Here is a 16,192-nt window from a genome sequence, read left to right on the forward strand (position 1 = left end):
TGTGGTGTTAGTTGTTGGCCTATTAGTACCGGTCAGCTTCACGAGTCTTTGGTCCTCGCTTCCACGTCCGGCCTATCAACCCAGTGGTCTGGCTGGGGGCCTCTCACACGCTAGGTGTGTGGAAATCTCATCTTGAAGCGAGCTTCCCGCTTAGATGCTTTCAGCGGTTATCCCATCCGAACGTAGCTAATCAGCGGTGCACTTGGCAGTACAACTGACACACCAGAGGTTCGTCCGTCCCGGTCCTCTCGTACTAAGGACAGCCCTTCTCAAATTTCCTGCGCGCGCAGCGGATAGGGACCGAACTGTCTCACGACGTTCTAAACCCAGCTCGCGTACCGCTTTAATGGGCGAACAGCCCAACCCTTGGGACCTACTCCAGCCCCAGGATGCGACGAGCCGACATCGAGGTGCCAAACCATGCCGTCGATATGGACTCTTGGGCAAGATCAGCCTGTTATCCCCGAGGTACCTTTTATCCGTTGAGCGACGGCCATTCCACAATGTACCGCCGGATCACTAGTCCCGACTTTCGTCCCTGCTTGAGATGTCTCTCTCACAGTCAAGCTCCCTTGTGCACTTACACTCGACACCTGATTGCCAACCAGGCTGAGGGAACCTTTGGGCGCCTCCGTTACTCTTTAGGAGGCAACCGCCCCAGTTAAACTACCCATCAGGCACTGTCCCTGACCCGGATCACGGGCCGAAGTTAGATGTCCAAAGTGACCAGAGTGGTATTTCAACGATGACTCCACCCGAACTGGCGTCCGGGCTTCAACGTCTCCCACCTATCCTACACAAGCCACTCCGAACACCAATACCAAACTATAGTAAAGGTCTCGGGGTCTTTCCGTCCTGCTGCGCGTAACGAGCATCTTTACTCGTACTGCAATTTCGCCGAGTTTATGGTTGAGACAGCGGGGAAGTCGTTACTCCATTCGTGCAGGTCGGAACTTACCCGACAAGGAATTTCGCTACCTTAGGATGGTTATAGTTACCACCGCCGTTTACTGGGGCTTAAATTCTCAGCTTCGCCACGCGAGGTGGCTAACCGGTCCTCTTAACCTTCCAGCACCGGGCAGGAGTCAGTCCGTATACATCGTCTTGCGACTTCGCACGGACCTGTGTTTTTAGTAAACAGTCGCTTCCCCCTGGTCTCTGCGGCCCACACCCGCTCCACAACGCAAGGTCGTTTCACGGGGCAGGCCCCCCTTCTCCCGAAGTTACGGGGGCATTTTGCCGAGTTCCTTAACCATAATTCTCTCGATCGCCTTGGTATTCTCTACCTGATCACCTGTGTCGGTTTGGGGTACGGGCAGCTAAAACCTCGCGTCGATGCTTTTCTAGGCAGCATAGGATCACCGGATCCCCCCGAACGGGGGTCCCATCAGATCTCAGGAGCGTGCTCGAAGCACACAGGAACGGATTTGCCTATCCCTGACCCTACATCCTTGGACCGGGGCTACCATCGCCCGGCCCGGCTACCTTCCTGCGTCACACCTGTTAATACGCTTACCTCCCGGGATCAGGTCCCAGCCACCACCACAACCATCACACCACAAGTGGTGATCCGGGCAGGGTGGGGGGTGGTTAGTATCCCCCGCTCAGTATTGGCGGTTTTTCGCCGGTACGGGAATATCAACCCGTTGTCCATCGACTACGCCTGTCGGCCTCGCCTTAGGTCCCGACTTACCCAGGGCAGATTAGCTTGACCCTGGAACCCTTGATCATTCGGCGGACGGGTTTCCCACCCGTCTTTCGCTACTCATGCCTGCATTCTCACTCGTGTAGGCTCCACCGCTGGTTTCCACCGCGACTTCACCGCCCACACGACGCTCCCCTACCCATCCACACCCCTGAACCACAAAGGGCTGAGGTATATGTGTGAATGCCACAACTTCGGCGGTGTACTTGAGCCCCGCTACATTGTCGGCGCGGAATCACTTGACCAGTGAGCTATTACGCACTCTTTCAAGGATGGCTGCTTCTAAGCCAACCTCCTGGTTGTCTAAGCAACTCCACATCCTTTCCCACTTAGCACACGCTTAGGGGCCTTAGTTGGTGGTCTGGGCTGTTTCCCTCTCGACTATGAAGCTTATCCCCCACAGTCTCACTGCTGCGCTCTGACTTACCGGCATTCGGAGTTTGGCTGACGTCAGTAACCTTGTAGGGCCCATCGGCCATCCAGTAGCTCTACCTCCGGCAAGAAACACGCAACGCTGCACCTAAATGCATTTCGGGGAGAACCAGCTATCACGGAGTTTGATTGGCCTTTCACCCCTACCCACAGCTCATCCCCTCCATTTTCAACTGAAGTGGGTTCGGTCCTCCACGACGTCTTACCGTCGCTTCAACCTGGCCATGGGTAGATCACTCCGCTTCGGGTCTAGATCACGCCACTCAAACGCCCTGTTCAGACTCGCTTTCGCTACGGCTGCCCCACACGGGTTAACCTCGCGACGTAACACTAACTCGCAGGCTCATTCTTCAAAAGGCACGCCATCACAACAACAAGGCTGCTCTGACGGATTGTAAGCACACGGTTTCAGGTACTGTTTCACTCCCCTCCCGGGGTACTTTTCACCTTTCCCTCACGGTACTGGTCCGCTATCGGTCATCAGGAAGTATTTAGGCTTATCAGGTGGTCCTGACAGATTCACACGGGATTTCTCGGGCCCCGTGCTACTTGGGATCCTCACCAAAGGCGGTGCACAACATTACGGTTACGGGACTCACACCCTCTCTGGCCGGCCTTTCAAGACCGTTCACCTATACCTGCACTCTCACCCCACCGGTCCGGCAGAACCAGTACAGCAAGTCCCACAACCCCGCCCACGCAACGCCCGCCGGCTATCACACATGGGTCGGTTTAGCCTCATCCGCGTTCGCTCGCCACTACTAACGGAATCACTCTTGTTTTCTCTTCCTACGGGTACTGAGATGTTTCACTTCCCCGCGTTCCCCCCACGCACCCTATGAGTTCAGGTACGGGTCACACAATCACCTCACAGCGTTGTGCGGGGTTTCCCCATTCGGACATCCTGGGATCACCGCTCGGTTATCAACTCCCCCAGGCTTATCGCAGATTCCTACGTCCTTCTTCGGCTCCTGATGCCAAGGCATCCACCGTGCGCCCTTAAAAACTAGACCACACACACCAAACCCCCTCAAGGGGCCTGGCTGATGCTTGAATCCATTCGAGAGAACCACAGGAAAACCACCACCCACCCAACAGGCAGGCAGCAGTCCCAGGTTCTAAATCAAAGAAATTGCTACGAACACACACACCCAACAGGTGCATGCGTCCAGATGCTCGCGTCCACTATGTAGTTCTCAAACAACAACCCCAACAACCACCCCCACCACACAACCCCCACAAACAAAACAGGGGTACCCGTGTGACAAGGAAACGGCCGCAGGAAAACAAAGAAACACCAGAAACGTGTCTCCCCGCAAAAAGCTGCGTGAAGGTCCTGTTGCCTCAGGACCCAACAGTGCGCCAAACACAACCCCCACCACCAACACCCCGGCACCTTCCAAACAACCCCACCACAAAAGGACAGGACCGCCGTACTAACACCAGAACACCAGCAGCAAAAACCATGCCACCACAAAAAATGATTCGTTGATATTCCACCCATGAGCACCCACCGCAGAACATCCGCCTGCGCAATGGGCAACACTGACAACCACCAACACCCCCTACAGGGGCACCGACAGCTGTTAGCAGCTCCTTAGAAAGGAGGTGATCCAGCCGCACCTTCCGGTACGGCTACCTTGTTACGACTTAGTCCCAATCGCCGGTCCCACCTTCGACGGCTCCCCCCACAAGGGTTAGGCCACCGGCTTCGGGTGTTACCAACTTTCGTGACTTGACGGGCGGTGTGTACAAGGCCCGGGAACGTATTCACCGCAGCGTTGCTGATCTGCGATTACTAGCGACTCCGACTTCATGGGGTCGAGTTGCAGACCCCAATCCGAACTGAGACCGGCTTTTTGGGATTAGCTCCACCTCACAGTATCGCAACCCTTTGTACCGGCCATTGTAGCATGCGTGAAGCCCAAGACATAAGGGGCATGATGATTTGACGTCGTCCCCACCTTCCTCCGAGTTGACCCCGGCAGTCTCCTATGAGTCCCCGGCCGAACCGCTGGCAACATAGAACGAGGGTTGCGCTCGTTGCGGGACTTAACCCAACATCTCACGACACGAGCTGACGACAACCATGCACCACCTGTAAACCGGCCGCAAGCGGGGCACCTGTCTCCAGGTCTTTCCGGTCCATGTCAAGCCTTGGTAAGGTTCTTCGCGTTGCATCGAATTAATCCGCATGCTCCGCCGCTTGTGCGGGCCCCCGTCAATTCCTTTGAGTTTTAGCCTTGCGGCCGTACTCCCCAGGCGGGGCACTTAATGCGTTAGCTACGGCGCGGAAAACGTGGAATGTCCCCCACACCTAGTGCCCAACGTTTACGGCATGGACTACCAGGGTATCTAATCCTGTTCGCTCCCCATGCTTTCGCTCCTCAGCGTCAGTTACAGCCCAGAGACCTGCCTTCGCCATCGGTGTTCCTCCTGATATCTGCGCATTTCACCGCTACACCAGGAATTCCAGTCTCCCCTACTGCACTCTAGTCTGCCCGTACCCACTGCAGAACCGGAGTTGAGCCCCGGTCTTTCACAGCAGACGCGACAAACCGCCTACGAGCTCTTTACGCCCAATAATTCCGGATAACGCTTGCGCCCTACGTATTACCGCGGCTGCTGGCACGTAGTTAGCCGGCGCTTCTTCTGCAAGTACCGTCACCCCGAAAGGCTTCTTCCCTACTGAAAGAGGTTTACAACCCGAAGGCCGTCATCCCTCACGCGGCGTCGCTGCATCAGGCTTGCGCCCATTGTGCAATATTCCCCACTGCTGCCTCCCGTAGGAGTCTGGGCCGTGTCTCAGTCCCAGTGTGGCCGGTCACCCTCTCAGGCCGGCTACCCGTCGTCGCCTTGGTAGGCCATTACCCCACCAACAAGCTGATAGGCCGCGAGTCCATCCAAAACCACAAAAGCTTTCCACCACCATGACATGCGCCAGATGGTCATATCCGGTATTAGACCCAGTTTCCCAGGCTTATCCCAGAGTCAAGGGCAGGTTACTCACGTGTTACTCACCCGTTCGCCACTAATCCCCCCAGCAAGCTGGAGATCATCGTTCGACTTGCATGTGTTAAGCACGCCGCCAGCGTTCATCCTGAGCCAGGATCAAACTCTCCGTCAAAGTAAAACAAAAACGAAAACACAACAACCCCCACCGGAAAAAGACAGGAGAAGCCATGCAAAAATCTGAAACCAGCTGAAAACCAAACCACCACACACGGGGGTGCACGGCGGCCCGGCAAAATCCAACCAATCAAAAAACAATCGGTATCAACAAACTTGGCACACTATTGAGTTCTCAAACAACAGACCCTCCAAAACATAACCCCGAAGCGCACCACACAAAGCAGCACACCCACCAAGGGCCATTGGAAAAGAAGAGTTATTTATCCGCCGCCTCCCGGCCCGTACACACCTTCCGGCTTTCCGTTCCGCTCCCGGCGACTCAGAAAACAATACACGCCCCCAACCCCCAACGCAAATCCACCCGGCAACCACCCCAAAACCCCTAAAACACGCACCAAAACCAACACCGGCCAGCGGCCCTCAACCCAACGGCTTCACAACAATTAACGTGAACCCCACCACATCCCCGGGAAGGGAGGAGCTGGCTGGAGGTGTGGGATCCGGTGATCCAGAGGAGCTTCACCAAGGGAGAGGCGCGTGCGTGTAGTCACGCCAGAGCGGTGGGTTCACCCGGCTGGGCGAAGTCGTTGACCAGAAGTCGCCTGCGGCAGCGGTTGGTCTCCCGGACCCGGAAAAGCGGCGTAGGCCTGGTGGATCAGGTGGCCGGGCAAATCACAGCTCTGTCGAAACCGTCTCGCGGCCGGGATCTCCTGATGCAGCACTCAACCGCCTCACAGCGGAAAATCGCGACCAGCCAGACTGAAACCTCTGCCGGCCCGGCTGTCGGCGACGGCCGACGCGTTAGCCATTGTGAGGGCGGCGGAATTCAGCGGTCGTCGCAACAATTTATGGCTCGGTCGAAGGTGAGAGCAGTCCAGTAAGGCGCTGGGAAGGGGCTCTGCCTCTGGGAATCTCACGTGGTCGCTGATTGAGCTCGACTGCGAACACAGCCAAGTGTTCGTGAGTGTGGACGCCCTGATCTGTTCCTTTCGGAACGTATGGCCGCAGCTAACCATTAGTGTTTCGTTCGATCCGGGTTGCCATGGACTCGCAAAGTCGCAGGAGTACACAGGCGTGGGTGTTTGCCACGTGAACTCGTGGTGGCAGGCCGACTCAATGCCTTGCTCCCAGGACGGCGAGCGATCCAGGTGGGCTGGGAGAGGTGTAAGTGCTTCGGCCAGTCGATCGCGCAGATCTCAGCTCGGCGGTTACACCCGCCAGGAGTATGAGGGTTGAACCAGAGTCCCGATGACGGAGCGCCCTCTTTCCAGTGACTAAGTCCCTTCCTTAGCCCCCGACACCAAACTGCCAATCGCTTCTGCAAGGCCGGTCTCGAATCATGACCATGCCCGAAGGGCCTGCATCGATTTTCCTTCCGACGACGCCGCCGGCGACCGGCCCATCCGGTGCGAACAGAAGTGTTAGCGGCCATGAAAAACTGCCCATTGGCGGCCACGGAAATGCCCACTGACGGCCAGTAAAACTGCCCATTGGTGGCCATGAGATCTGCCCACTTCCTTACTGACCTGCCGCGTCTTAAGCGGCGGGGTCCTCTCCCCGGGATTTGATGACGGTGTCTAGACGCACCAAGTCACTCGGGAAGAGGCCCTGTATGAAGCATGACGGAGAAATCATGGAAATTCTTGCTGCCTACGATCTGACCGGATCGTTACGCGCCACGGCCGAACTCACGGGCTGCTCGCATCACACTGTTGCCAGGCATATCGCGGCCCGGGACGCGGGCCGGCCGATCGGAGAACCCGCCGCGCGGGACCGGGTGACCGACCCGTTCCTGCCCAAGATTGAGGAATGGGTCGAGGCGTCCAAGGGCCGGATCCGCGCCGATAAAGCCCACGAGAAGCTGCTCGCTCTGGGCTATGCGGGTTCCGAACGGTCCACCCGCCGGGCGGTTGCGCAGGTCAAGGCCGCGTGGCGGCTGGGTCACGTGCGGGTCCACCGGCCGTGGATCGCGGAGCCGGGGATGTGGCTGCAGTACGACTTCGGCGACGGACCGCGCATCGGCGGGGTAAAGACCGTCTTGTTCGTGGCGTGGCTGGCGTTCTCGAGGTTCCGGATCGTAATCCCTTTGCGGGACCGGACCGCGCCGAGCGTGTTCGCCGCACTGGACCGGTGCTTCCGGATCCTGGGAGGCGCACCGACCTATGTCCTGACCGACAACGAGAAAACGGTGACCACGGCCCATGTTGCCGGGGTGCCGGTCCGGAACCAACAGACCCTGGACTTCGCCCGTCACTACGGTGTCACCGTGCTGACCTGCCAGCCCGCGGACCCGGCCACGAAAGGCGGAGTCGAAGCCTCGGTGAAGCTGGCCAAGGCAGACCTCGTTCTCAAGGACACCAACCTGCGCACGGACTACGGCTCCTTCGCCGAGCTTGAGGCCGCCTGCGAGGCGTTCATGGACGATGTCAACAGCCGGGAACACCGCACTATCCGGCGTAAACCCGCCGCGGTCCTGGCCGAGGAGGCCCCGCGTTTGCACCGGGTCCCCGAGACCGCGCACACGGTCGTGTTCGGGCTCTCCCGCACCGTCGCGGAGAACACCCCGATGGTCACGTTCGAGAACGCCCAGTATTCGGTCCCTGCGCAGCTGCTCGGGGCGAGGGTGTTCGTCCGCGCCCACGGCACCGGACCAGACGAACACGTCATCATCGTCCACCACGGCCCGACGGGTCCGGTCGAGGTCGCCCGCCATCACCGGGCCCGGCCCGGTAGCCCCGCCATCAACGATGAGCACTTCCCCGGGACCAGGACCAGGATCCCGGGCGACTACCCAGTGAAGGCACGCAGCGCGGACGAGGCCGAGTTCCTGGCCATCGGCGAGGGCGCCAGGACCTGGCTGGTCGAAGCCGCCGCGGCCGGCACGGCCCGTATGAACGTGAAAATGGCTGAAGCCGTGACCCTGGCGAAGATCGCCGGCTTCGCCGAAGTCGATAAAGCCCTCGGCAACGCAGCCTTCCACGGCCGGTTCGCGCACGGGGATCTGGCTTCGATCCTGAACGCCGGAAAGTCCCGCACTACCACCCACTCCGCGGACGAAACCCGATCCCTGACCCAGGGCACCAGCGCCTGGGCAGGTTTGGGCGTCACCGTCTCCACCACGCAGAAGGAGCAGAACCGATGAGCCCCGTCGCCACGCCCAACACCACCGCCCCGGCACTGCCGGCAGAGCTGGAAGCGTTGATGCGGCAACTGAAGATGCCCCACGCCCGAGCCCTCGCCCCGGAACTGATCGCGACCGCCCGGGCCCAGCGATGGGAACCGGCGGAGATCATCAAGGCACTCTTCGTCGAGGAAACAGCCGGCCGGGCCCGGTCGATGCTGGCCACCCGGCGCAAGGCAGCAGGGTTCCCGACCGGTAAAACCTTCGACGTCTGGGACCCCGCCGTCTCGTCCATCCCGGGCCCGACCCAGCAGGCACTCCGCACCCTGGAATGGATCAGCCGGCGGGAAAACCTCGTCGTCTGCGGCCCTTCCGGAACCGGGAAAACGTTCTTCCTCGAAGCGCTCGGCCAACAAGCCGTCGAAGCCGGAATGCGCGTGGCTTGGTTCCGGCTTGAGGACCTCGGCGCCTTGATCCGGGCCCACCGCACCGATGACAGCGTCACCCGAGCCGTCGCCAGAATCCTGCGCGCCGACCTCGTCGTCATTGACGACATCGGCCTCTTACCGGTCGCGACCGACGCCGCGGAAGGCCTCTACCGGGTCGTGGACGCAGCCTACGAAAAACGCTCCGTCGCGATCTCATCGAACCTGCACCCAGCGGGTTTCGATGAGCTCATGCCCAAAACCCTCGCAACGGCAACCGTGGACCGGCTCCTGCACCACGCCCACGTCTGCCAAACCAGCGGCGATTCAATCCGCCTCACCCAAGCCCTCGCCGGAAAAGGAGTCACCCAACTGAACTAACAAGACTCGTGATGGCCAATCCCGCCGAACCAATAAGTGGGCAGATCTGTTGGCCATCACCGGGCAGTTTTGCTGGCCACCAGCGGGCACATCAGCTGGCCGCCGGTGGGCAGAAACTCATGGCCATTGACACAGAAGCGGCAGGATCCACGGCCAGGTCCGATCTTCCCGGCCCGTAGAGGGCTTGATGGACGGTCCTGGGACAACGTATTACGGGTAGTTCTCCAGGGACAACGGCACGCCGGCGGCTACTGACCTGCCGGGGACTCCAGCGCTGTTCAGATGTCCTGCACGAACTGCTGCAGCAACGCTAGCCCTAATAGAGCACCGGACAAGTTGATCTCTGAGTTGTCGGTGTTCTTCTCGGGGTAGCGGCTACCCGTCCAGGTCGCGTTTGTGCGCGTTCCGGGCGCTGGGAACGACCTGGTTTGGGGTTAAGTGGGTTTAGCCCCGACCGTCCGTGGTCGGGGTTTTTGTGTGGGTGTTTGGGTGGTTAATGTGGGAGACCCCCCAACGTGGTTGGGGGGTCTCGACCTGAATGGTTGTCCGGCGGTGTCCTACTCTCCCACACCCTCCCGGGTGCAGTACCATCGGCGCTGTGGGTCTTAGCTTCCGGGTTCGGAATGGGACCGGGCGTTTCCCCCACGCTATGACCGCCGTAACCTTGTTACCCGTCCCCCGTGTTGGTGGGGGTGGGAAGTTTTTGGTTACAACTGTGGTGTTGTTATTTGGTTGTGGTTGGTTTTCCTGAACGGTTGTTGTTCGGGAACCACATAGTGGACGCGTGCATGCAAGTGTGTGTGGTGTTAGTTGTTGGCCTATTAGTACCGGTCAGCTTCACGAGTCTTTGGTCCTCGCTTCCACGTCCGGCCTATCAACCCAGTGGTCTGGCTGGGGGCCTCTCACACGCTAGGTGTGTGGAAATCTCATCTTGAAGCGAGCTTCCCGCTTAGATGCTTTCAGCGGTTATCCCATCCGAACGTAGCTAATCAGCGGTGCACTTGGCAGTACAACTGACACACCAGAGGTTCGTCCGTCCCGGTCCTCTCGTACTAAGGACAGCCCTTCTCAAATTTCCTGCGCGCGCAGCGGATAGGGACCGAACTGTCTCACGACGTTCTAAACCCAGCTCGCGTACCGCTTTAATGGGCGAACAGCCCAACCCTTGGGACCTACTCCAGCCCCAGGATGCGACGAGCCGACATCGAGGTGCCAAACCATGCCGTCGATATGGACTCTTGGGCAAGATCAGCCTGTTATCCCCGAGGTACCTTTTATCCGTTGAGCGACGGCCATTCCACAATGTACCGCCGGATCACTAGTCCCGACTTTCGTCCCTGCTTGAGATGTCTCTCTCACAGTCAAGCTCCCTTGTGCACTTACACTCGACACCTGATTGCCAACCAGGCTGAGGGAACCTTTGGGCGCCTCCGTTACTCTTTAGGAGGCAACCGCCCCAGTTAAACTACCCATCAGGCACTGTCCCTGACCCGGATCACGGGCCGAAGTTAGATGTCCAAAGTGACCAGAGTGGTATTTCAACGATGACTCCACCCGAACTGGCGTCCGGGCTTCAACGTCTCCCACCTATCCTACACAAGCCACTCCGAACACCAATACCAAACTATAGTAAAGGTCTCGGGGTCTTTCCGTCCTGCTGCGCGTAACGAGCATCTTTACTCGTACTGCAATTTCGCCGAGTTTATGGTTGAGACAGCGGGGAAGTCGTTACTCCATTCGTGCAGGTCGGAACTTACCCGACAAGGAATTTCGCTACCTTAGGATGGTTATAGTTACCACCGCCGTTTACTGGGGCTTAAATTCTCAGCTTCGCCACGCGAGGTGGCTAACCGGTCCTCTTAACCTTCCAGCACCGGGCAGGAGTCAGTCCGTATACATCGTCTTGCGACTTCGCACGGACCTGTGTTTTTAGTAAACAGTCGCTTCCCCCTGGTCTCTGCGGCCCACACCCGCTCCACAACGCAAGGTCGTTTCACGGGGCAGGCCCCCCTTCTCCCGAAGTTACGGGGGCATTTTGCCGAGTTCCTTAACCATAATTCTCTCGATCGCCTTGGTATTCTCTACCTGATCACCTGTGTCGGTTTGGGGTACGGGCAGCTAAAACCTCGCGTCGATGCTTTTCTAGGCAGCATAGGATCACCGGATCCCCCCGAACGGGGGTCCCATCAGATCTCAGGAGCGTGCTCGAAGCACACAGGAACGGATTTGCCTATCCCTGACCCTACATCCTTGGACCGGGGCTACCATCGCCCGGCCCGGCTACCTTCCTGCGTCACACCTGTTAATACGCTTACCTCCCGGGATCAGGTCCCAGCCACCACCACAACCATCACACCACAAGTGGTGATCCGGGCAGGGTGGGGGGTGGTTAGTATCCCCCGCTCAGTATTGGCGGTTTTTCGCCGGTACGGGAATATCAACCCGTTGTCCATCGACTACGCCTGTCGGCCTCGCCTTAGGTCCCGACTTACCCAGGGCAGATTAGCTTGACCCTGGAACCCTTGATCATTCGGCGGACGGGTTTCCCACCCGTCTTTCGCTACTCATGCCTGCATTCTCACTCGTGTAGGCTCCACCGCTGGTTTCCACCGCGACTTCACCGCCCACACGACGCTCCCCTACCCATCCACACCCCTGAACCACAAAGGGCTGAGGTATATGTGTGAATGCCACAACTTCGGCGGTGTACTTGAGCCCCGCTACATTGTCGGCGCGGAATCACTTGACCAGTGAGCTATTACGCACTCTTTCAAGGATGGCTGCTTCTAAGCCAACCTCCTGGTTGTCTAAGCAACTCCACATCCTTTCCCACTTAGCACACGCTTAGGGGCCTTAGTTGGTGGTCTGGGCTGTTTCCCTCTCGACTATGAAGCTTATCCCCCACAGTCTCACTGCTGCGCTCTGACTTACCGGCATTCGGAGTTTGGCTGACGTCAGTAACCTTGTAGGGCCCATCGGCCATCCAGTAGCTCTACCTCCGGCAAGAAACACGCAACGCTGCACCTAAATGCATTTCGGGGAGAACCAGCTATCACGGAGTTTGATTGGCCTTTCACCCCTACCCACAGCTCATCCCCTCCATTTTCAACTGAAGTGGGTTCGGTCCTCCACGACGTCTTACCGTCGCTTCAACCTGGCCATGGGTAGATCACTCCGCTTCGGGTCTAGATCACGCCACTCAAACGCCCTGTTCAGACTCGCTTTCGCTACGGCTGCCCCACACGGGTTAACCTCGCGACGTAACACTAACTCGCAGGCTCATTCTTCAAAAGGCACGCCATCACAACAACAAGGCTGCTCTGACGGATTGTAAGCACACGGTTTCAGGTACTGTTTCACTCCCCTCCCGGGGTACTTTTCACCTTTCCCTCACGGTACTGGTCCGCTATCGGTCATCAGGAAGTATTTAGGCTTATCAGGTGGTCCTGACAGATTCACACGGGATTTCTCGGGCCCCGTGCTACTTGGGATCCTCACCAAAGGCGGTGCACAACATTACGGTTACGGGACTCACACCCTCTCTGGCCGGCCTTTCAAGACCGTTCACCTATACCTGCACTCTCACCCCACCGGTCCGGCAGAACCAGTACAGCAAGTCCCACAACCCCGCCCACGCAACGCCCGCCGGCTATCACACATGGGTCGGTTTAGCCTCATCCGCGTTCGCTCGCCACTACTAACGGAATCACTCTTGTTTTCTCTTCCTACGGGTACTGAGATGTTTCACTTCCCCGCGTTCCCCCCACGCACCCTATGAGTTCAGGTACGGGTCACACAATCACCTCACAGCGTTGTGCGGGGTTTCCCCATTCGGACATCCTGGGATCACCGCTCGGTTATCAACTCCCCCAGGCTTATCGCAGATTCCTACGTCCTTCTTCGGCTCCTGATGCCAAGGCATCCACCGTGCGCCCTTAAAAACTAGACCACACACACCAAACCCCCTCAAGGGGCCTGGCTGATGCTTGAATCCATTCGAGAGAACCACAGGAAAACCACCACCCACCCAACAGGCAGGCAGCAGTCCCAGGTTCTAAATCAAAGAAATTGCTACGAACACACACACCCAACAGGTGCATGCGTCCAGATGCTCGCGTCCACTATGTAGTTCTCAAACAACAACCCCAACAACCACCCCCACCACACAACCCCCACAAAAAACAGGGGTACCCGTGTGACAAGGAAACGGCCGCAGGAAAACAAAGAAACACCAGAAACGTGTCTCCCCGCAAAAAGCTGCGTGAAGGTCCTGTTGCCTCAGGACCCAACAGTGCGCCAAACACAACCCCCACCACCAACACCCCGGCACCTTCCAAACAACCCCACCACAAAAGGACAGGACCGCCGTACTAACACCAGAACACCAGCAGCAAAAACCATGCCACCACAAAAAATGATTCGTTGATATTCCACCCATGAGCACCCACCGCAGAACATCCGCCTGCGCAATGGGCAACACTGACAACCACCAACACCCCCTACAGGGGCACCGACAGCTGTTAGCAGCTCCTTAGAAAGGAGGTGATCCAGCCGCACCTTCCGGTACGGCTACCTTGTTACGACTTAGTCCCAATCGCCGGTCCCACCTTCGACGGCTCCCCCCACAAGGGTTAGGCCACCGGCTTCGGGTGTTACCAACTTTCGTGACTTGACGGGCGGTGTGTACAAGGCCCGGGAACGTATTCACCGCAGCGTTGCTGATCTGCGATTACTAGCGACTCCGACTTCATGGGGTCGAGTTGCAGACCCCAATCCGAACTGAGACCGGCTTTTTGGGATTAGCTCCACCTCACAGTATCGCAACCCTTTGTACCGGCCATTGTAGCATGCGTGAAGCCCAAGACATAAGGGGCATGATGATTTGACGTCGTCCCCACCTTCCTCCGAGTTGACCCCGGCAGTCTCCTATGAGTCCCCGGCCGAACCGCTGGCAACATAGAACGAGGGTTGCGCTCGTTGCGGGACTTAACCCAACATCTCACGACACGAGCTGACGACAACCATGCACCACCTGTAAACCGGCCGCAAGCGGGGCACCTGTCTCCAGGTCTTTCCGGTCCATGTCAAGCCTTGGTAAGGTTCTTCGCGTTGCATCGAATTAATCCGCATGCTCCGCCGCTTGTGCGGGCCCCCGTCAATTCCTTTGAGTTTTAGCCTTGCGGCCGTACTCCCCAGGCGGGGCACTTAATGCGTTAGCTACGGCGCGGAAAACGTGGAATGTCCCCCACACCTAGTGCCCAACGTTTACGGCATGGACTACCAGGGTATCTAATCCTGTTCGCTCCCCATGCTTTCGCTCCTCAGCGTCAGTTACAGCCCAGAGACCTGCCTTCGCCATCGGTGTTCCTCCTGATATCTGCGCATTTCACCGCTACACCAGGAATTCCAGTCTCCCCTACTGCACTCTAGTCTGCCCGTACCCACTGCAGAACCGGAGTTGAGCCCCGGTCTTTCACAGCAGACGCGACAAACCGCCTACGAGCTCTTTACGCCCAATAATTCCGGATAACGCTTGCGCCCTACGTATTACCGCGGCTGCTGGCACGTAGTTAGCCGGCGCTTCTTCTGCAAGTACCGTCACCCCGAAAGGCTTCTTCCCTACTGAAAGAGGTTTACAACCCGAAGGCCGTCATCCCTCACGCGGCGTCGCTGCATCAGGCTTGCGCCCATTGTGCAATATTCCCCACTGCTGCCTCCCGTAGGAGTCTGGGCCGTGTCTCAGTCCCAGTGTGGCCGGTCACCCTCTCAGGCCGGCTACCCGTCGTCGCCTTGGTAGGCCATTACCCCACCAACAAGCTGATAGGCCGCGAGTCCATCCAAAACCACAAAAGCTTTCCACCACCATGACATGCGCCAGATGGTCATATCCGGTATTAGACCCAGTTTCCCAGGCTTATCCCAGAGTCAAGGGCAGGTTACTCACGTGTTACTCACCCGTTCGCCACTAATCCCCCCAGCAAGCTGGAGATCATCGTTCGACTTGCATGTGTTAAGCACGCCGCCAGCGTTCATCCTGAGCCAGGATCAAACTCTCCGTCAAAGTAAAACAAAAACGAAAACACAACAACCCCCACCGGAAAAAGACAGGAGAAGCCATGCAAAAATCTGAAACCAGCTGAAAACCAAACCACCACACACGGGGGTGCACGGCGGCCCGGCAAAATCCAACCAATCAAAAAACAATCGGTATCAACAAACTTGGCACACTATTGAGTTCTCAAACAACAGGTCACAAACCAGCACCACCACCAACCACACAGGCCAGCAGATCGCTCCGGAGCAACTTTTCAAAGTTACCCGAACCAGCCCCACAAAGCAAACCAGCCCAAGCCCCCACCAACCCCGACAGCACACCAAAGCACCACCGGAAACCGGCCATTCAAAAGGGAGTTCGTCGCCTTCAAACCCGCATCAGCGGCGGCAACTCGAATAACTTTACACACCCCCAACACCACAAACAAATCCACAACCCGTGAACCCCATCACACCCCAAAACACCCCACACAACGCGCCGGAAAGTGAGAGAGCGACGGCCCAACACGGGCGATAGATGAGAGAGCGTCCGACCAACACGAGCGATAGGTGAGAGAGCGTCCGCGGGGGTGGCTTAAACGCCGAAAAGGCCGGCAACCATAACGGTTACCGGCCCTTTCAGAGCTTGGTGCTTACCAGGAAGACTTGGTGATACCCGGCAGCTCACCCTTGTGAGCCATGTCGCGGAAGCGAACGCGGGAGATACCGAACTTCTGGAAGGTGCCGCGGGGACGGCCGTCGATCTGGTCGCGGTTACGCAGACGGATCGGGGAGGCGTTGCGGGGCAGCTTCTGCAGGCCGAGGCGTGCAGCTTCACGGGCTTCGTCAGACGCGTTGGGGTCAACCAGGGTCTTCTTCAGCTCGAGGCGCTTGGCAGCGTAGCGCTCAACAATGACCTTGCGCTGCTCGTTGCGAGCAATCTTGGACTTCTTTGCCATGTGT

Annotated in this window: 3 protein-coding genes and 5 rRNA genes; 2 read left to right on the forward strand and 6 right to left on the reverse strand. The window is 58.2% G+C overall.

Annotation, left to right across the window (positions count from 1 at the left end):
- Window position 1 precedes the first annotated feature (1 nt).
- Window positions 2-3,150, reverse strand: a 23S ribosomal RNA gene (locus tag ACPFL9_RS18820).
- A gap of 588 nt (window positions 3,151-3,738) precedes the next feature.
- Window positions 3,739-5,264: ribosomal RNA gene (locus ACPFL9_RS18825) — 16S ribosomal RNA — on the reverse strand.
- The 16S and 23S rRNA genes sit together here, the layout of an rRNA operon.
- A gap of 1,617 nt (window positions 5,265-6,881) precedes the next feature.
- On the opposite strand from ACPFL9_RS18825, the gene istA reads away from it, so the two are divergent.
- Both istA and istB read left to right on the forward strand, forming a co-directional pair.
- On the forward strand, window positions 6,882-8,411 hold the full coding sequence (istA, locus tag ACPFL9_RS18830) for an IS21 family transposase (RefSeq protein WP_426004493.1): 1,530 nt from the start codon (window positions 6,882-6,884) through the stop codon (window positions 8,409-8,411).
- On the forward strand, window positions 8,408-9,196 hold the full coding sequence (istB, locus tag ACPFL9_RS18835) for an IS21-like element helper ATPase IstB (protein ID WP_426004494.1): 789 nt from the start codon (window positions 8,408-8,410) through the stop codon (window positions 9,194-9,196). Before istA ends, istB begins: the two co-directional genes overlap by 4 nt.
- A gap of 544 nt (window positions 9,197-9,740) precedes the next feature.
- Here the strand turns inward: istB and rrf are convergent.
- The 4 genes from rrf to rpsN form a co-directional block, all read right to left on the reverse strand.
- Window positions 9,741-9,857, reverse strand: a 5S ribosomal RNA gene (gene rrf / locus ACPFL9_RS18840).
- A gap of 139 nt (window positions 9,858-9,996) precedes the next feature.
- Window positions 9,997-13,145, reverse strand: a 23S ribosomal RNA gene (locus ACPFL9_RS18845).
- 586 nt (window positions 13,146-13,731) lie between these two features.
- A 16S ribosomal RNA gene (locus ACPFL9_RS18850) occupies window positions 13,732-15,257 on the reverse strand.
- A 625-nt stretch (window positions 15,258-15,882) separates the two neighbouring features.
- Window positions 15,883-16,188, reverse strand: coding sequence for a 30S ribosomal protein S14 (rpsN, locus tag ACPFL9_RS18855; RefSeq protein WP_021474711.1), 306 nt, complete (start codon window positions 16,186-16,188; stop codon window positions 15,883-15,885).
- Window positions 16,189-16,192 lie beyond the last annotated feature (4 nt).

Origin of the sequence: Paenarthrobacter sp. NyZ202 (genome assembly GCF_049860755.1) — a bacterium.
Taxonomy (GTDB): Bacteria; Actinomycetota; Actinomycetes; order Actinomycetales; family Micrococcaceae; genus Arthrobacter.